The sequence below is a fragment of the Sphingomonas montanisoli genome (assembly GCF_008274695.1).
Lineage (GTDB): Bacteria > Pseudomonadota > Alphaproteobacteria > Sphingomonadales > Sphingomonadaceae > Rhizorhabdus > Rhizorhabdus montanisoli.
This window is the reverse complement of the sequence record NZ_VTOU01000002.1, coordinates 756,400-774,164: the sequence shown is the minus strand read 5'-3', so window position 1 is coordinate 774,164 and position 17,765 is coordinate 756,400. Positions and strand designations below refer to the sequence as shown.

11 protein-coding genes and 1 riboswitch are annotated in these 17,765 nt (G+C 66.2%); of the genes, 8 read left to right on the top strand and 3 right to left on the bottom strand.

All coding sequences use genetic code 11. The annotated features are described in order from the left end of the window. Nucleotides 1-199 precede the first annotated feature (199 nt). Nucleotides 200-2,989 carry a bifunctional aconitate hydratase 2/2-methylisocitrate dehydratase gene (locus tag FYJ91_RS09515; protein ID WP_149522007.1) on the top strand — a complete coding sequence of 930 codons (2,790 nt, stop codon included), beginning with the start codon at nt 200-202 and terminating at the stop codon, nt 2,987-2,989. A 72-nt stretch (nt 2,990-3,061) separates the two neighbouring features. Here the strand turns inward: FYJ91_RS09515 and FYJ91_RS09510 are convergent, their stop codons facing one another. Then, a complete protein-coding gene (locus tag FYJ91_RS09510) occupies nt 3,062-5,101 on the bottom strand; it encodes a transglycosylase domain-containing protein (protein ID WP_149522006.1) in 2,040 nt (679 codons plus the stop codon). An 80-nt stretch (nt 5,102-5,181) separates the two neighbouring features. Between FYJ91_RS09510 and FYJ91_RS09505 the strand changes: the two genes are divergently transcribed. The 5 genes from FYJ91_RS09505 (at nt 5,182) to bluB (ending at nt 12,069) form a co-directional block, all read left to right on the top strand. Further along, nucleotides 5,182-5,691, top strand: coding sequence for an acyl-CoA thioesterase (locus FYJ91_RS09505; RefSeq protein ID WP_246152545.1), 510 nt, complete (start codon nt 5,182-5,184; stop codon nt 5,689-5,691). Between the two features lie 3 nt (nt 5,692-5,694). Further along, a riboswitch (cobalamin riboswitch) is annotated at nt 5,695-5,913 on the top strand. A 171-nt stretch (nt 5,914-6,084) separates the two neighbouring features. Then, nucleotides 6,085-7,119 carry a cobalamin biosynthesis protein CobW gene (cobW, locus tag FYJ91_RS09500; protein ID WP_149522005.1) on the top strand — a complete coding sequence of 345 codons (1,035 nt, stop codon included), beginning with the start codon at nt 6,085-6,087 and terminating at the stop codon, nt 7,117-7,119. Beyond that, nucleotides 7,119-10,844 (top strand): cobaltochelatase subunit CobN, encoded by a 3,726-nt coding sequence (gene cobN / locus FYJ91_RS09495; RefSeq protein WP_149522004.1) that lies wholly within the window; start codon nt 7,119-7,121, stop codon nt 10,842-10,844. The genes cobW and cobN overlap by 1 nt, the downstream gene beginning before the upstream one ends. Nucleotides 10,845-10,846: 2 nt before the next feature. Further along, nucleotides 10,847-11,455: a cob(I)yrinic acid a,c-diamide adenosyltransferase gene (gene cobO / locus FYJ91_RS09490; protein WP_149522003.1), complete on the top strand. Its 609-nt coding sequence runs from the start codon at nt 10,847-10,849 to the stop codon at nt 11,453-11,455. Between the two features lie 20 nt (nt 11,456-11,475). After that, entirely contained in the window at nt 11,476-12,069 is a 594-nt protein-coding gene (gene bluB / locus FYJ91_RS09485) for a 5,6-dimethylbenzimidazole synthase (RefSeq protein ID WP_149522002.1), read from the top strand. Here the strand turns inward: bluB and FYJ91_RS09480 are convergent, their stop codons facing one another. Further along, nucleotides 12,070-13,305, bottom strand: coding sequence for an Hsp70 family protein (locus FYJ91_RS09480; RefSeq protein ID WP_149522341.1), 1,236 nt, complete (start codon nt 13,303-13,305; stop codon nt 12,070-12,072). It abuts the gene before it with no gap. A gap of 195 nt (nt 13,306-13,500) precedes the next feature. Between FYJ91_RS09480 and FYJ91_RS09475 the strand changes: the two genes are divergently transcribed. After that, the gene (locus FYJ91_RS09475; protein ID WP_149522001.1) at nt 13,501-14,364 is read left to right on the top strand and encodes a class I SAM-dependent methyltransferase; all 864 of its coding nucleotides are present in this window, start codon (nt 13,501-13,503) and stop codon (nt 14,362-14,364) included. Here FYJ91_RS09475 and FYJ91_RS09470 read toward each other — a convergent pair. Next, the gene (locus tag FYJ91_RS09470) at nt 14,361-15,395 is read right to left on the bottom strand and encodes an endonuclease/exonuclease/phosphatase family protein (protein ID WP_149522000.1); all 1,035 of its coding nucleotides are present in this window, start codon (nt 15,393-15,395) and stop codon (nt 14,361-14,363) included. The genes FYJ91_RS09475 and FYJ91_RS09470 overlap by 4 nt on opposite strands. 254 nt (nt 15,396-15,649) lie before the next feature. On the opposite strand from FYJ91_RS09470, the gene FYJ91_RS09465 reads away from it, so the two are divergent. Further along, a complete protein-coding gene (locus FYJ91_RS09465; RefSeq protein ID WP_149521999.1) occupies nt 15,650-17,641 on the top strand; it encodes a TonB-dependent receptor in 1,992 nt (663 codons plus the stop codon). The last annotated feature ends 124 nt before the right edge of the window (nt 17,642-17,765 follow it).

Sequence of the window (17,765 nt, the reverse complement as noted above, 5' to 3'; positions counted from 1 at the left end):
AAATCACTTCGTCGTAAGGCGGAAGTAACTGCCGACTATCGGGCTCCCTTTTCCGATCGCAGGTGCCATTTTTGCCGCGATGCGGTACCTTGCCAGTCTGTCCCGCTTGGCGTACGCGGGCGCCATTCAGCCCGGGGGCCGGTTGACAAGGCTGGTTGTTGGCGCTGCTGCTCCGTGCACTTCAGGGGTTGGGAAAACGATGAGCGCATATCTCGATTATTTGGCCGAAATCGAAACCAGAAAGACGCAGGGTCTCGCGCCCAAGCCGATCGATGATGGCGGCCTCGTCTATGAAATGATCGCGCTCATCAAGGATACCGGCAGCGAGCATCGCGCCGGTGCGCTCAACTTCCTTATCTACAACACGCTGCCCGGCACGACGAGCGCCGCGGCCGTCAAGGCGGGGTTCCTGAAGCAGGTCATCCTCGGCGAAATCACGGTGCCCGAGATCACGCCCGCCTTCGCGCTAGAACTGCTGTCGCACATGAAGGGTGGCGCCTCGATCGGCGTGCTGCTCGACATCACGCTGGGCGACGCCCCCGCGCTGGCCGCACAGGCAGCCGAAGTGCTCAAGACCCAGGTCTTCCTCTACGACGCCGACATGCACCGCCTGAGCGAAGCCCATAATGCGGGCAACGCGGTCGCGACCGACGTTCTCGAAAGCTATGCGAAGGCCGAATTCTTCACCAAGCTTCCCGATGTCGAGGACGAGATCAAGGTCGTGACGTTCATCGCCGGCGAAGGTGATATCTCGACCGATCTTCTGTCGCCGGGTAACCAGGCGCATTCGCGTTCGGACCGCGAACTGCACGGCCAGTGCATGATCTCGCCCGAAGGCCAGCAGGCGATCGTGGCGCTCAAGAAGCAGCATCCCGACAAGCGCGTGATGATGATCGCCGAAAAGGGCACGATGGGCGTCGGATCGTCGCGCATGTCGGGCGTGAACAATGTGGCGCTGTGGACCGGGAAGCAGTCCAGCCCCTATGTTCCCTTCGTCAATTACGCACCGGTCGTCGCGGGCACCAACGGCATCTCGCCGATCTTCGGTACCACCGTCGACGTGACCGGCGGTATCGGCATCAACCTGAAGAACTGGGCCAAGATGACCGGCCCGGACGGCAAGCCGATCCTCAACAATGACGGCAATCCGGTGCTGGAAGAGAAGTTCTCGGTCGAGACCGGCACGGTTCTGAAGATCGACGTCAAGAACAAGAAGCTCACCGACGAGAACGGCGTCGAGTTGGTCGACGTCGCTTCGGCCTTCACCCCGCAGAAGATGGAGTTCATGAAGGCGGGCAGCTCCTATGCCATCGTCTTCGGCAAGAAACTCCAGACCTTCGCCGCGCGGACGCTCGGCATCGAGCCAACCCCGGTCTATGCGCCGAACAAGGAGATCACGGTCGAGGGCGTCGGCCTGACCGCGGTCGAGAAGATCTTCAACCGCAACGCCGTGGGCGTGACCCCGGGCAAGGTGCTGCACGCGGGTTCGGACGTGCGCGTCAAGGTGAACATCGTCGGGTCGCAGGACACGACCGGGCTGATGACCGCGCAGGAGCTTGAGGCGATGGCGGCAACCGTCATCTCGCCGCTGGTCGACGGCGCCTATCAGTCGGGCTGCCACACCGCGTCGGTGTGGGACAAAAAGGCGCAGGCCAACATCCCGAAACTCATGTCCTTCATGAACAATTTCGGCCTGATCACCGCGCGCGACCCCAAGGGCGTCTATCATTCGATGACGGACGTGATCCACAAGGTGCTGAACGACATCACCGTGGACGACTGGGCGATCATCATCGGCGGCGACAGCCACACCCGCATGTCGAAGGGCGTGGCGTTCGGCGCGGATTCGGGCACCGTCGCGCTGGCGCTGGCCACCGGCGAGGCGACCATGCCGATCCCGCAGTCGGTGAAGGTCACCTTCAAGGGCAAGATGCAGTCGCACATGGACTTCCGCGACGTCGTCCACGCGACCCAGGCGCAGATGCTGCAACAGTGCGGCGGCGAAAACGTCTTCCAGGGCCGGATCATCGAAGTTCATATCGGCACGCTGCTGGCCGATCAGGCGTTCACCTTCACCGACTGGACGGCCGAGATGAAGGCCAAGGCGTCGATCTGCATTTCGGATGACGAAACGCTGATCGGTTCGCTGGAGATCGCCAAGGCGCGCATCCAGATCATGATCGACAAGGGCATGGACAATGCCGCGGGCACGCTGGCGAACCTGATCGCCAAGGCCGACACCCGCATCTCCGAGATCCGGATGGGCGACAAGCCGGCGCTCACGCCAGACAGCAACGCGACCTACTTCGCCGAGGTCGTCGTCGATCTCGATCAGATCGACGAACCGATGATCGCCGATCCGGACGTGTACAATGCGGACGTTTCGAAGCGGTACACCCACGACACGATCCGCCCGGTCTCTTATTATGGCGGCACGAAGAAGGTCGATCTGGGCTTCATCGGATCGTGCATGGTGCACAAGGGCGACATGAAGATCCTGGCCCAGATGCTCAAGAATATCGAGCAGACGACGGGCAAGGTCGAGTTCAAGGCACCCCTGGTCGTCGCCCCGCCGACCTACAACATCATCGACGAGCTCAAGGCCGAAGGCGACTGGGACGTCCTGCAGAAATATTCGGGCTTCGTGTTCGACGACGACAAGCCGAAGACCGCGACCCGCACCGAATATGAGAACATCCTCTATCTCGAGCGGCCGGGCTGCAACCTGTGCATGGGCAATCAGGAGAAGGCCGCGAAAGGCGACACCGTCCTCGCCACCTCGACCCGGCTGTTCCAGGGCCGCGTCGTCGAGGACACGAACGAGAAGAAGGGTGAATCGCTGCTCGCATCGACCCCGGTCGTGGTGCTGTCGACCATCCTCGGCCGTACGCCGAGCGCCGAGGAATATAAGAATGCCGTCGCCGGGATCGAATTGACCAAGTTCGCGCCGCCCAAGATTGCGGCCGATCCGCTGGCGGTGCAGTTCTAACGGGCTGCCCGGCCCAGCCGGAAGGAACAGAAGCGGCAGCGCGGGCGAAGACCCTGCGCCGCCGCTTTCGTTTTACTCGCCGTTGAAGGGATCGTCCTCGCGCGGGCGTTCGCGTTCATCGCGCGGCTCGTCACGGTCTCCACCCCCCAGGAAGCGGGGAAGCAGCCCTTCGATGAAGCGTTCGAAGGGCGAACGCTGCTCGTCCTCCAGAGCCTCGAGCGCCTCGAGCGCGCGTTGTTCGGCGGCGAGGCGCATCGCCTCCTGACGTTGCTCGATCGCGACGCGCAGACGTTCAGGGACCTGAAGGTCGGCCTCTCGCAGATGCGCGTTGCTCATGAAGCTGCGCCAGATTTCCGCCGGCAATTGTCCGCCGGTCACGCCACGCATCGCCGAATTGTCGTCATTGCCGACCCATATGCCCGTCACAAGGCCGCCCGCGAAACCGACATAGACGGCGTCGCGGTGATTCTGGGTGGTGCCGGTCTTGCCGAACGTGGGGATACCGAGGGCGGCGGCGCGGCCGGTGCCCTGGTTGGTCGCGCTCCACAACAGATCGAGCACCTTCTCGCGCGTGACGGGATCGAACTGCGCGACCTGGGCCTGGCGGCTTTCGGCGAGCCCGCTGGCGGCGACCGGGTAACGGCCGCCCGCGATCGCCGCATAAGCGGCGGTCAGCTCGATCAGGGTTGTGCCCGACACACCCAGCGCCATCGACGGACCCGACGCGAGTTCGGAGCCGATGCCCAGCCGACGCGCGGCATCGGCGACGTTGCTGCGCCCGACCATCTCGGCCACGCGCACCGCCGCGACGTTGCTCGATTGCGCAAAGGCACTGCGCATCGTGATCGGTCCGCCGTAGCGATTGCCGTAATTGTGCGGTTCCCAGCCGTCGATCGTCAGCCGGCTGTTGTCGACCATCGAGTCGGGCGAATAGCCGCGCTCCATCGCCGTCAGATAGACGGCAAGCTTGAACGCCGATCCCGGCTGACGCTTCGCCTGGGTCGCGCGGTTGAACGGGCTGGCGCGGTAGCTGCGCCCGCCGATCATCGCGACCACCCGGCCATCGGGCGTCATCGCGACCAGCGCCGCCTGCGTCGCATGAACGCCATCGCCCCAGCGCGACAGGATCGAGGTCAGCGATCTGACGGCGGCTTTCTGGAGATCGCGGTCGAGCGTGGTGCGGACGGTAATCTGCCCCTCGCCCTCATTCGCGCGATCCTCGATCTGCGGGGCGACCCAATCGACGAAATAGGTGCCGGCGGGCAGTTCGTCGGTCGCGACATTGGGGCGAGCGGGCCGGGTGCGGGCGAGCTCCTCCGGGGTGATCATCCCCTCCTCCGCCATCGCCGCCAGCACCAGCTTCGATCGCGCCTGCGCGCCATCGAGATTGCCGACGGGGTTGAGGCGGCTAGGCGCCTTCACCATCCCCGCGAGCATCGCCGCCTGCGCCGCGTTCAGCTTCTCCGGCTCCTTGCGGAAATAGTGATGCGCGGCGGCGCGCAGGCCATAAGCGCCGTCGCCGAAGTAGATCGACGAAAGGTAGCGAGACAGGATCTCGTCCTTGCTGAGCCACGCATCGAGCCAGAGCGCGAGGACGAATTCCTGCAGCTTGCGGCCGATCTTGCGGTCCGAGGTGAGGAAGTCGGTCTTGGCGAGCTGCTGCGTGATCGTCGATCCGCCCTGCACCACGCCGCCCGCGCGCATGTTGCGCCAGAAGGCGCGGATCAGCCCGCGCGGATCGACGCCCATATGGCTGGCGAAGCGGCGGTCCTCGATCGCGATGAAGGCGCCCTTCACCTGCACCGGCAGAGTTGCGGCGTCGACCGGCGCCTCGCGGGTTCCGCGCCGCGCGATCGGGGTTCCGTCGCTGCTCAGATACAGGAAGCTCGGCTTGCGTGGCGGCTGCATATTGCCCCACGGCGGGGCGATCCAGCAGGCCCACAGGATCGCGAAGACGAACAGACCGGCAAAGGCGATGCCGGTCCACTTGCCGATCCGCCACCACGGCAGACCGCGCAGGCCATCGCGCAGCCTTTGCTGCCACGGGGCGGTCGGCGCGGCCGTTTCGTCGCCCCCATTAGGATCGGGGGTCGGCGCGTCAGCTTTTGGCAAGCGGAACCAGGAAATCACAAATCGCCCATGATGTGCCGATCTGATAGCGGATCGGACCTTTCGCGGCGTTGAATGGCCGCATGACAGGGTCTTTGACGATGGATTGGGATTTTTCAACTCGGCGACTGGGGTTCCGGCCCGACGGGACGCCGATCGCAGGCGGAATCGCGCCCGACCGACGCTTCCGCGCGACCTTCCGCGTCGAGCCGCAGCATATCGACGAGATGGGCCATGTGAACAATGCGGTGTGGCTGCTGTGGCTGCAGGATATCGCGGCCGCCCACTGGTATGCCGCCGCGCGCGATGAGGATCGCGACCGGCTGGTCGGCATCGTGCTGAAGCATGAGATCGACTATCGCGCCAATGTGGGCGTGGGCGCGGAGATCATTGTCGAAACGTGGATCGACAGCCTGCCGCAGGGGCTGCGCTGCACCCGCATGGCGCGCTTCACCGACGCGGCGGGCAAGCTGCTGGTCGCCACGACGTCGCAATGGGGGATGCTCGATCGCGAGACGGGCCGGCTGGCGCGGATCGGCGCCGACGTGGTCACGCCCTTCCTGCCGCTTGCGGGGGCGGCCGATCCTTCCTAAAGCCCCGTTCGATCGCGTCGGTTCCCCGCAAGGGGATTGAATGGGAATGCGGTGCGGATGCCTGGCATCCAAATCCGCGGCTGTCCCTGCAACTGTAAGCGGCGAGCGCGATGCACAGGCCGGTCTTTCATGACCGGCAGCCACTGGACCGACAAGTCTGGGAAGGCGTGCATCGGGTGACGACCCGCGAGCCAGGAGACCTGCCGGCGTCTGGTCGCTCTTGCTCTGGCCCAGGGGATGGCCACGGCACGGCTTGTCCGGCTGAGCGACGTGCAAGCGGCGGGGGCCGCATGGGACGTGCGTGTCGGTCGCTTCAGGCGTCCGGCCGACAGGCGCGTCATGCCGAAAGGCCCAGCCCCCTGCCTTGTCGTCCGACGCCGGAAGGAGCGATCGATGAGCAAGATTCCCGCGACCGTCATCACCGGATTCCTGGGGGCCGGCAAGACCACCCTGATCCGCCATCTGCTGCAGAACGCCAAAGGGCGCCGCCTCGCGCTCATCATCAACGAATTCGGCGACGTCGGCGTCGATGCCGAGCTGGTGAAGGGCTGCAACGACGAAGCATGTCCCGAGGACGATATCGTCGAACTGGCCAATGGCTGCATCTGCTGCACCGTCGCCGACGATTTCCTGCCGACGATGATGAAACTGCTCGATCGGCCGAACCCACCCGAACATATCATCATCGAGACATCGGGCCTGGCGCTGCCCAAGCCACTGGTGAAGGCATTCCAGTGGCCCGACATCCGCACGCGGGCGACCGTGGACGGCGTGGTCGCGCTGATCGATGCCGATGCGGTGGCGGCCGGGCGTTTCGCGACCGACGAGGCGGCGCTGGCTGCGGCGCGTGCGGCCGATCCGACGCTGGATCATGACAGCCCGCTGGAAGAATTGTTCGAGGAACAGCTCGCCTGCGCCGACATGGTGGTGTTGAACAAGACCGATCTGGTTTCGCCCGATGCGCTGAAAGCGGTCGAAAAGCAGGTCGACGCGGAGACCCGCCCCGGCGTGAAGATCATCCGCGCCGATCATGGCGCGGTCGACATCGCCGCCTTGCTGGGCATCACCGCCGCCGCCGAGGACGATCTGGACTCGCGCCGCTCGCACATCGACGATGGCGAGGAGCATGACCATGACGACTTCGACAGCTTCGTGCAGACCGGCGGCGAAGTCCCCGATCTCGATGCATTGCTCGCGCGGATGGGGGAGGTGATCGCTACCCACGACGTGCTGCGCATCAAGGGTATGGTCGCGGTAGCGGGCAAGCCGAGCCGGCTCGTCATCCAGGCGGTCGGCCCGCGCATCCAGCATTTCTATGATCGCGCGTGGAAGGGCGACGAAGCGCGCCGCACCAGCCTGGTCGTCATCGGCCAGAAGGGCCTCGATCGGGCGGCGATCGAGGCCGAACTGGGCACCGTGATCGCCTGATGCATCTGCTGGCCGCCACCCCGGGGACGGTATCGAACGGCGACGAGGCGATCGACCTCGATCAGTCGCCGGGCGACATCGTGTTCCTGACGGTGGCGGACAGCGAACTCGCCTGCTTCGCGCAGGCGGTGGCAACCTTGGGCGATGGCGCGCCACGCGTGCGCCTCGCCAATCTGCTCCAATTAAAGCACCCCTATTCGGTCGACCTCTATGTCGAGAAGGTGATCGCGCGGGCGAAGTTCGTGTGCGTCGTCCTGCTCGGCGGCAAGGCGTACTGGCCCTACGGGATCGACGAGATTGCGCGGGTGGCGCGCGAGGAGGGGATCGCCTTCGCCGCGATCGCCGACGGGCGCGAGGCCGATCCGACGCTCGATCTCGCCTGCACCGTTGCGCCCGAGATGGTCGAGCGTTTGCGCGATTATCTGCGGCAGGGCGGCGTCGCCAACGCCGCCAATTTCCTGCGCCACGCCGCGCGGCTGATCGGCCGCGAGATCGGCACGCCCGACGATCCGGTGCCGATCGCCGATGCGGGCCTCTATGTGCGCGGGGTCGATCGGCCGTCGATCGCCGACGTGCGGGCGCGCTGGGTGGCGGGGCGGCCGACCGCTTTGCTCTGCTTCTATCGCGCGCTGATGATCGCGGGGACGCTCGACGCGGTCGATGCGCTGGTGGCGGCGCTGGAGGGGCAAGGGCTGAACGTCGTCGCGGTCCATGTCCGCGCGCTGCGCGAACCGTTCGCGATCGATCTGCTGCGCGGGGTGATCGGCGAAGTCGCGCCTGACGTGATCCTGAATGCGACGTCGTTCGCCGCATCCTCGCCGGGCGAAAGCCGGGTCGCGAGCGTATTGGAACAGGCCGACTGCCCGATCCTTCAAACCGTGTTCGCGGGCGCGATCGAGGGCGACTGGCGCGACAGCCCGCGTGGCCTGGGTCCGCGCGATCTGGCGATGAACGTCGCGCTGCCCGAGGTCGACGGGCGTCTCTTCACCCGCGCGGTGGCGTTCAAGGCCGCCGAACGCTTCGACGCGGCGACCGAATGCGGGATCGTGGTGCCCAAGGTTGCGCCCGATCGGGTGGCGTTCGTTGCCGATCTCGCGGCGCACTGGGCGCGGCTGCGCGTGACGGCGAAGGCCGATCGCAACGTCGCGCTGGTGCTGGCCAATTATCCCAATCGCGACGGGCGGATCGGCAATGGCGTGGGCCTCGACACGCCCGCCAGCGCCGCCGCGATCCTGAAGGCACTGGGCGATGCGGGATACGATGTCGGCAACGCGCCGACCGATGGCGCGGCGCTCATGGCGATCATGCTGGCGGGCGTGACCAACGCGGCGGACTCGCGCGATCGGCCGACCGAGGTGCGGCTGTCGCTGGCCGACTATCGCGCCGCCTTCGATGCGATGCCGGCCGGGGTGCGCGTGGCGGTGGACGAACGCTGGGGCGATGCGGCGGCCGATCCGTTCGTGCGCGATGGGGCTTTCCATCTGGCGGTGCACCGCTTCGGCAAGGTCGCGGTCGCGGTGCAGCCGGCGCGCGGTTACAACATCGATCCCAAGACGAGCTACCACGATCCCGCGCTCGTCCCGCCGCACGCCTATCTGGCGTTCCACATCTGGATGAACCGGCATTTCGGGGCGCATGCCGTCGTCCATGTCGGCAAGCACGGCAATCTGGAGTGGTTGCCCGGCAAGGCGCTGGCGCTGTCCGAAACCTGCTTCCCCGAAATCTGCGCGGGGCCGGTGCCGCAACTCTACCCGTTCATCGTCAACGATCCGGGCGAAGGCACGCAGGCGAAGCGGCGGATCGGCGCGGTCATCATCGATCATCTGACCCCGCCGCTGACCCGCGCCGAAAGCTATGGCCCGCTCAAGGCTTTGGAGGCGCTGGTCGACGAATATTATCTGGCGGCGGGAATGGACCCGCGCCGGTTGAACCACCTGAAGGGCGAGATCCTCGATCTGGCGCGGTCGCAAGGGCTGGACACCGATGCGGGCGCGAGCGGCAATGGCGAGGATGCGCTGTCGGCGATCGACAACTATCTGTGCGAGCTGAAGGAAATGCAGATCCGCGACGGGCTGCACATCTTCACGCAATCGCCCGATGGCCGGCTGCGTACCGACCTGCTGATCGCTTTGTCGCGCACCCCGCGCGGATATGACGTACCGGGGCAGGCTTCGCTGCTACGCGCGATGGCGGACGATCTGGGGCTGGGCTTCGATCCGCTCGATTGCGTGATGGGGGATGCGTGGAGCGGGCCTCGGCCTGACGTGCTGGCTGCCGTGGCGAGCGATCCGTGGCGCACCGTTGGGGATACGATTGAGCGGCTGGAGATTTTGGCGACGAACCTCGTCTCCTCCCTCCGAAGTGACGATGTGGGGGAGAGGACGGTGGCCGTCCTCCAATCGATCGCGACCGACCTCGCCCCCCGCGTCGACGCCTGCGGCACGGCCGAGCAGGCCGCACTCCTCGCGGGTCTCGACGGGCGCTTCGTCACCCCCGGCCCGTCCGGCGCGCCGACGCGTGGCCGCCCCGACGTGCTGCCGACCGGGCGCAATTTCTACTCGGTCGACACCCGCTCGGTCCCCACCGCCACCGCCTGGGATCTGGGGCAGCGATCGGCGCAATTGCTGGTCGACGATTATTTCCAGCGCGAGGGCGATTGGCCAAAGGCGATGGCGCTCAGCGCGTGGGGCACCGCGAACATGCGGACCGGCGGGGACGACATCGCGCAAGCGCTGGCGCTGATGGGGGTGCGGCCGACGTGGGACTGGACATCGGGCCGGGTAACGGGGTTCGAAGTGATGCCCCTCGCCGAACTGCGCCGCCCGCGTGTCGACGTGACCTTTCGCGTATCGGGCTTCTTCCGCGATGCCTTTCCCGAACAGATCGACCTGATCGACAGCGCGGCGCGCGCGGTGATGGCGCTGGACGAACCCGTCGACGACAATCCCGCCGCCGCGCGCCACCGCGCCGAGACCGCGCGGCTGATCGATCATGGCAGCGATGCCAAGGCAGCGGCCCTGCGCGCGGGCTTTCGGGTGTTCGGCTCCAAGCCCGGCGCTTATGGTGCGGGACTGCAGGCGATGATCGACGAGAAGATCTGGCACGACCGCGCCGATCTGGCGAACGTCTATCTCGACTGGGGCAGCTATGCCTATGGCGCGGGTGTGGAGGGCGATGCCGAGCGCGATCTGTTCACCGCGCGGCTCGCATCGGCCGATGCCGTCGTCCAGAACCAGGACAATCGCGAGCACGACCTGCTCGACAGCGACGATTATTACCAGTTCGAAGGCGGGATCGCTTCGGCCGTCGAGCATCTGTCGGGCAAGCGTCCCCGCGCCTATCACAACGATCACAGCCGCCCCGAACGCCCGGTCGTCCGCACGCTGGAGGACGAGATCGGCCGCGTCGTCCGCGCGCGCGTGACCAACCCCAAGTGGATCGCGGGCGTGATGCGCCACGGTTACAAGGGCGCGTTCGAGATTGCGGCATCGGTCGACTATCTGTTCGCCTTTGCCGCGACCACGCATGCCGTGCGCGATCATCATTTCGACGCGGTCCACGCCGCCTTCATCGAGGATGAGGCCGTGCGCGCCTTCATGGCTGAGGCCAACCCGGCCGCCTTGCGCGAAACGGCGGCCCGGCTCGCCGAGGCGCTGCAGCGCGGGCTTTGGAAGCCGAAATCGAACAGTGCGGGCCTGCTGCTCGCCGAACTTGCAGGAGAGTGACGATGGCCGAGCGCACCGAGGAACAGCATACCGAAAAGATGAAGAAGCTGCAGGCCGCGCACGACAAGATGGTCGCGACCAAGACGATCGAGAAAGGCCTGCTGATCGTCCACACCGGCAAGGGCAAGGGCAAGACCACCGCCGCGCTGGGCATGGTCGTCCGCGCGATCGGGCACGGCAAGAAGGTGGGCGTCGTCCAGTTCGTGAAGGGCGCGATGGCGACGGGTGAGAAGGCGGTGTTCGATGCCTTCCCGAACCAGATCGAATTCAAGCCGATGGGCGAAGGCTTCACCTGGGACACGCAGGACCGCGCCCGCGACATCGCGGTGGCGCGCGAGGCGTGGGACGAGGTGAAGCGCATGATCCTCGATCCGAGCTACGACATGGTGCTGGCCGACGAGCTGAACATCGTCCTGCGTTATGACTATCTGCCGGTCGACGAAGTGGTGGAGGTGCTGAAGGCGAAGCCCGAGATGACCCACGTCATCGTCACCGGCCGCAACGCGCCCGACGCGGTGGTCGAGATCGCCGACCTCGTGACCGAGATGACCCTGGTGAAGCACCCGTTCCGCGAACAGGGCGTGAAGGCGCAGGCCGGGGTGGAGTTCTGACCACCGACGATCTCGAGACGCTGCTGAGCTGGCGGCGCGATGTCCGCCATTTCGATACGCGCGCAATCGACGCGGCCGTGATCGAACGACTGTTCGAACTCGCGCAACTGGCGCCGTCGGTGGGCAATGCGCAGCCGTGGCGCTTCGTGCGGGTAAAGACCGCGAAGCTGCGCGAGACGCTGGCTGCGCATGTCGACGAGCGCGCGCGTGAGGCAGGCGCGGCCTATGGCGAGAGCGAACGCGCCGCGCTCTACGCTTCGCTCAAGCTGCACGGACTGCGCGAGGCCCCTGAGATCGTTGCGGTGTTCTGCGACGAGGAACCACCGCAGGGGCACGGCCTCGGCCGCGCAACGATGCCCGAGGCGCTGCGATATTCCACGGTTCTGGCGATCCACACGCTCTGGTTGGCAGCGCAGAATGAGGGGATCGGATTGGGCTGGGTCTCGATCGTCGATCCCGCCTTCGTCGCGGCACTGATCGAGGTTCCGGCGCAATGGAGCTTCGTCGCCCTGCTGTGCATCGGCTATCCGGTCGCGCCGTCGGACACGCCCGAACTGGAACGGCGCGGCTGGCAGGCGCGCGGCGATTGGCGCGTGAACGTCAGCGAACGCTGATCAGGCCGTCCACTCGGTCAGGTCCGGCTCGCCGCCGATCAGCGCAAGGCCGTGCGCGATCGAGGTGAGTTCGCCGCCCGTCGCGATGCGATCGGAGCCGAAGCGGCGATCGAACAAAGCGCGGATCGCGGGGATGAGCGAGGAGCCGCCGGTCAGGAACACGCGGTCAATCGCGTCCGCCGACACACCTGCGCGCTCCAGCCCCGCTTCCATCGCCGCCTCGATGCGGCGCAGATCGTCGACGATCCAGGCTTCGAAATCGGTGCGACGGACGTCGGCCCCGATCTCGATATCGTCGCCGACGAAGTGGAAGCTTGCCGCCTCCTCCCCCGACAAGGCGCGCTTGAGGCGGCCGACCGCATCGTAGAGGGGGAAGCCCTGCTCATGCTCGATCAGCGCGATCATCCGGCCGATCGGCTCGGGATCGACGGCGTCGCGCTGCAGCCGGCGCAACTCGTCCATCGTGCGCCGATTGCGCATCATCGCGAGGCGCGACCAATCGGCGAAATCGTTGAAATAGCCGCCGGGGATCTCGAGCAGCTTGCCGAACGACCGGTAGCTGCCACCCTTGCCCAGCATCGGCAGCACCAGATGTTCGACGATGCGGCGATCGAAGCGATCCCCCGCAATGCCGATGCCCGATGAGGCGAGCGGCACGCAGCGGCGCGGGGCGCCCGGTTCGGCCACGCGCACGATCGAGAAATCGGTGGTGCCGCCGCCGAAATCGGCGACCAGGATCGTCGCAGGCTCGGTGAGGCGCGAGGCGTAGGAGTAAGCCGCGCCCAGCGGCTCATAGACATAGTGAAGCTCGACCCCGAAATTGTCGAACATCAGATCGTAGCGTTGGCGCGCCAGTGCGGGATCGGGGCGGCCGCCGGCATATTCGACCGGGCGGCCGATGATGATCCGCTGCGGCCGATCGTCGAGCTGGCCACCGGCATGCGCCACCAGTTTCTGCAGGAACAGGCGGCCCATATCCTCGAACCGGAAGGGCTTTCCAAAGATCAGGGCGCGTTCAAACGCCACGCTGGCCGCGACCGTCTTGAACGACTGGACAAAGCGGCTGTCGAGCGGGGATTGGAGATATTCGGCGATCGCCCACGGCCCCGCCTCATGCGCGATTCCGTTCCAGCCGCGCTCCTCCTCCCAGAAGCAGAGTGCCGAGCGAAAGATCGCGCCCGTCGCCTCCTCACCAGCAAACTCGATCAGCTGTGCGCCGCCCGCGCCGTCGGCCATCGCCGCGACGGTGTTGGTGGTGCCGAAATCGAGGCCGAGGACGCTGGACACGATCGTCTCCTGAACAGGGGCGGGCGCCTATGGCATGGCGTGCCGCCAGCGACAAGTTTCGGTCCTCATCCCACCAGTCTATTATTGATAATGCCTCGCAATAGTATATTGTGATGCCCATCAGATATGGAAGGAGACCGGAGCATGAACGCGAACGCGCAGCAGGTGATCGACTGGAACGGCGATAGCGGCGCATGCTGGGTCGCGCATCAGGAACAACTCGATCGGATGCTCGAACCCTATGGCCTCGCCGCGCTGACCAAGGCGGCGATCCGCAGCGGCGATCACGTCCTCGACATCGGCTGCGGCGCCGGCGAAAGCACATTGGCGATCGCCGGGGAAACGGGGCCATCCGGCCGCGCGCTGGGGATCGACATTTCCGAGCCGCTGATCCGCCGGGCGTGCGAACGGGTGCGGGACACGATGCCGCAGGCCGAATTCAGGATTGCGGATGCCAGCACCATGACGCTTCCGGTCGCGGGGTTCGACTGCCTGTTTTCGCGCTTCGGGGTGATGTTCTTCGACGATCCGGTCGCAGCCTTCGCGCATATGCGCAGCGGCCTGAAGCCCGGCGGCCGGCTCGCCTTCGCCTGCTGGCGCGGCGCGGGCGAGAATGACTGGGCGACGCTGCCGCTCCGAGCGATCGAGGGAATCGTGCCATCCGCTCCTGCGGCATCGCCCACCGCGCCCGGCCCCTTCTCGTTCGGCGATCCGGATCGCGTGCGCGACATCCTGCGCGACGCCGGCTTTGACGCCGTCGAAATCGAGCCGATCGACCACTCGGTCGTCTTCGGTGAAGGCGCGACGGGCGCGGAGGCGGTCGACGACGCGCTCGACCGCGCGTTCGCGGTGGGGCCGCTGCGCCGTGCGCTGGCGGGTCAGGCCGATCTGGTGGTGGTAAAGGCCGCGGCGGCGGTCCACGCCGCGTTCACGCGCAAGCTGGTCGACAATCGGGTGCTGATCGACGGCGCCGGCTGGATCGTCTCGGCGCGCAACCGGGCGCACTAGCTCCGGCGGCTGACCCGATAGACCACGCTGTAGCCGATATGATCGGACAACATCGTGCCGTCCGCCTCACGCCCGAACAGGGGCAGGCGGCGGACGGGGCGGATGTCGGTGGCGGCGGAGCCCGCGAAGAACTGCCAGTCGGTCGCGTGAGCGAGGGGCAGGTTCGACGCGATCGGCAGATCCATCCCGCACGCGCCCTTGCCCTGCCCGCAGAACATGGCCGGCTTGCGCACCACGCCCATCGCGGTCGCGGGTGTCATGTTCCAGCGGCGGCCATGCGCCTGAAGCGCCTCCAGCCGGCCGATCGAATGGACGTTGAAATCACCCGCAAACAGGCGAACCCGCTTCGTGCCGCCCATCAGCCGATCGACCGCATCGAGCTGCGCGCGATAGGCGGTGAGGTTGCGCTGAGGCGAAGTCATCGAGCTTTTGCGGCAATTGAGGTGGGTGGTCGCCACCTCGATCGGTTCCGCGACGCCGGGCGCCGCAATGGTCGCGACCAGCACGCCCTTGTTCGCGCCGCAATCGAACCCGGCGCACGCGGTGAACGGCGCGGAGCGGGTCGCAAGGATCGGATAGTCCGAGAAGATGGCGAGGCCGCTCGACAGCACCGGATCGCTGCGTTCGCCCAGATACCAGCTGCGGTTGGCGACGAAGGCGGCGGGCAGCGGCACGTCACCACGCGCATCCTCGGCAGCAGGGCCGAATGCCTGATAGCGGTAGCCCGCCAGCCGCCCGATCGATCGAGCTTCGGGCGTGAAGGCTTCCTGCAGGACGACGATGTGCGGCGCCACGCCTGATCGGCGCAGCGTGCGCAGCCGTTCGGCGATGCGGGCAAGATCGTGTTCTCGGCCGGAATTGATCGGCCAAGGCAACGCCTCGACATTGTAGGTCAGCACGCTGATCTCGTCGGCGCGGTGGTGCAGTTCGGGCGCGACGGCCGCCTCGGCCAGCCGCTGCACGCCGGGGCTGATCGGTGACGAATAGGCGCTGCCGACGATCGCCAGTGCAGCGAGCAAGCCTGCCCTCATCTTCGCCTCCAGCCGCCATCGTAATCACGGCGCTTCTGCGCGAAGAATGTTTCAGTCGCCCGGTCACGACCATGTCAAAACGGTTGCTGAACCGATCGGAAGCAAGTCGATGAACCGCATGAGCCGTCGACGAACGGCTCTGTTCGTTGGCGCGGCTTACTTTATTTCCCGATCATGCCTTTTATTTCACTGTTGGTCGCATGATGCGGCGCCATAAGCCGCTCCATTTCCTGCTTTTTGGCGGGATAATCATCGTGGCGTCACCCGCCGCAGCACAGACGGCGGTGAACAGCTATCAGTCCTCTTTCTTCACCCCCTTTTCCCCCGCCAACGCGCTCGAAATCGTGCGCCGCGTCCCCGGATTCGTGATCGAGAAGGTCGACGAGGATATTCGCGGCTTCAGCCAGGCGGCGGGCAACGTCGTGATCAACGGGCAGCGGCCGAGTTCGAAGTCCGACACGGTCGAGGTGATCCTGTCGCGCATCCCGGCCAATCGCGTCGTGCGGGTCGAAGTGGGATCGGGCGAACGCTTCGGGTCCGAATATACCGCCAAGGCACAGGTGCTGAACCTGGTGCTGAGCGATGCAGGCGGGATCGCGGGCACCGCGGAGGGCAGCGTGCGGCGCGACTTTCGCGGCCGGCTGGCGCCCGAGGCGAGCCTGTCGGGGCTGCTGAGGCGCGGCAAATCGACCTTCAACCTGTCCGGCGCGCTCACCAACGGCGTCTATACCGAGGAAGGGTTCGACCGGATCACCACCCTGCCCTCCGGCGCGCTGCGCGAGTTTCGCGACAAGGTGAACGTCACCACCGAGCCGACCTACACCGTGTCAGGCAGTTGGGCCCATGATGGCGGTGCGAACCGCACCGCGCACATCAACGCGCGGCTCGCGCAGGCAAATTTCAAGCTCGACCAGCGGAACGACGTGTTCCCCGCCACCGGCCCTGCCCGCAACGACGCGCTGACCCAGCGTTACGACGTGCGGCGGATCGAGATCGGCGGCGACGTGACCCGGCCCTTTGCGGGCGGCGGGGTCAAGCTGGTCGGCCTCGCCACGCGACGCGACCGCGACAATGTCGATACGGTGTTCCTGCGCGCGAACGGCGCGTCGTTGGGCGGCAATCAGCAGACGACCGACGACGTGAGCGAAGAGACGCTGGCGCGGCTTGTGTGGAACAGGGGCAACCTGCTCGGCTGGTCGGTCGAGATCGGCGGCGAGGCCGCGATCAACAAGCTCGACAGTGATGTCGGCCTGTTCGACGTGACGCCTGCGGGCGGCCGCAACCGCATCGACCTGCCGATCGATCAGGCGGTGGTGAAGGAGAAGCGCGGCGAATTGTTCGTCAATGCCGGGCGGCCGATCACGAAGGCTTTGCGGGCTGATCTGGGCTTCACTTACGAAGCGTCGCGTCTGACGGTGAGCGGCGATGCGACCGCCGAACGGACGCTGCGTTTCCCCAAGCCCAAGGCGACGATCGACTGGCGCCCGCGCGGTGGCTGGCATGCGCAGCTTTCAGTGTCGCGCACCGTCGCGCAGTTGCAGTTCGAGGACTTTATCAGCAGCGCCACGCTCGCCGCCGAGCAGATCAACGGTGGCAACGCGAACCTCGTTCCGCAGCGCGCGTGGGAGGTGCTGGCGACGATCGAGCGGCCGATCCTGGGCGACGGCCTCGTCAAGATCGAACTGGGCCACGACAAGGTGTCGAAGGTGCAGGATCGCGTGCCGACGCCCGAAGGATTCGACGCGCCGGGCAATCTGGGATCGGGCGATAAGTGGATCGCGCGCGCCAAGGTCGACACGCCGCTCAAGTCGATCGGGATCAAGGGTGGGCGGCTGACGCTCTACGGTTCTTATGTCGGGACGTCGGTGGTCGATCCCTATACGTTGGAGAAGCGGCCCTTTTCCAATTTCGACGCCTTCTATTTCGAGATCAATTTCCGTCAGGATCTGGGCAAGTTCGCGTGGGGACTGGATGCCGAGGGCAACACCCATTCGACGACGTTCCGCCGCAACGAGCTCGACCGGTTCTCCCAGCGCAACCCTTACACGAGCGTCTTCGTCGAATATCGGCCGAGCGCGCGCACCACGCTCAACCTGACTTTGGGCAACGTCACCCAGGCGCCCTCGTATCGCCGGCGCACGTTCTTCTTTCCCGATCGGACCAATCCCGATCCCGGCCAGCTCGAGATCCGGAAACGCAACCGCCACGTCCTGCCGACGCTGAAGATCAAGCACAGCTTCGGATAACCGACGGTATTTCCATATCACCGTCGAAAATTATTGACGTGCGGTGCAATTCGCTATGAAATGCAAGCGCTCAGAACAGAAAATGGCTGGCCGTCCGTGCGCCGGTACGCGCGTGGATCGCCTC

Bases quoted from the DNA above. Each gene is read 5' to 3' on its own strand.
- FYJ91_RS09515 (WP_149522007.1), top strand. From the start codon at position 200: ATGAGCGCATATCTCGATTATTTGGCCGAAATCGAAACCAGAAAGACG.
- FYJ91_RS09505 (WP_246152545.1), top strand. From the start codon at position 5,182: ATGACAGGGTCTTTGACGATGGATTGGGATTTTTCAACTCGGCGACTG.
- cobW (WP_149522005.1), top strand. From the start codon at position 6,085: ATGAGCAAGATTCCCGCGACCGTCATCACCGGATTCCTGGGGGCCGGC.
- cobN (WP_149522004.1), top strand. From the start codon at position 7,119: ATGCATCTGCTGGCCGCCACCCCGGGGACGGTATCGAACGGCGACGAG.
- cobO (WP_149522003.1), top strand. From the start codon at position 10,847: ATGGCCGAGCGCACCGAGGAACAGCATACCGAAAAGATGAAGAAGCTG.
- FYJ91_RS09480 (WP_149522341.1), bottom strand. From the start codon at position 13,305: ATGGCCGACGGCGCGGGCGGCGCACAGCTGATCGAGTTTGCTGGTGAG.
- FYJ91_RS09475 (WP_149522001.1), top strand. From the start codon at position 13,501: ATGAACGCGAACGCGCAGCAGGTGATCGACTGGAACGGCGATAGCGGC.
- FYJ91_RS09470 (WP_149522000.1), bottom strand. From the start codon at position 15,395: ATGAGGGCAGGCTTGCTCGCTGCACTGGCGATCGTCGGCAGCGCCTAT.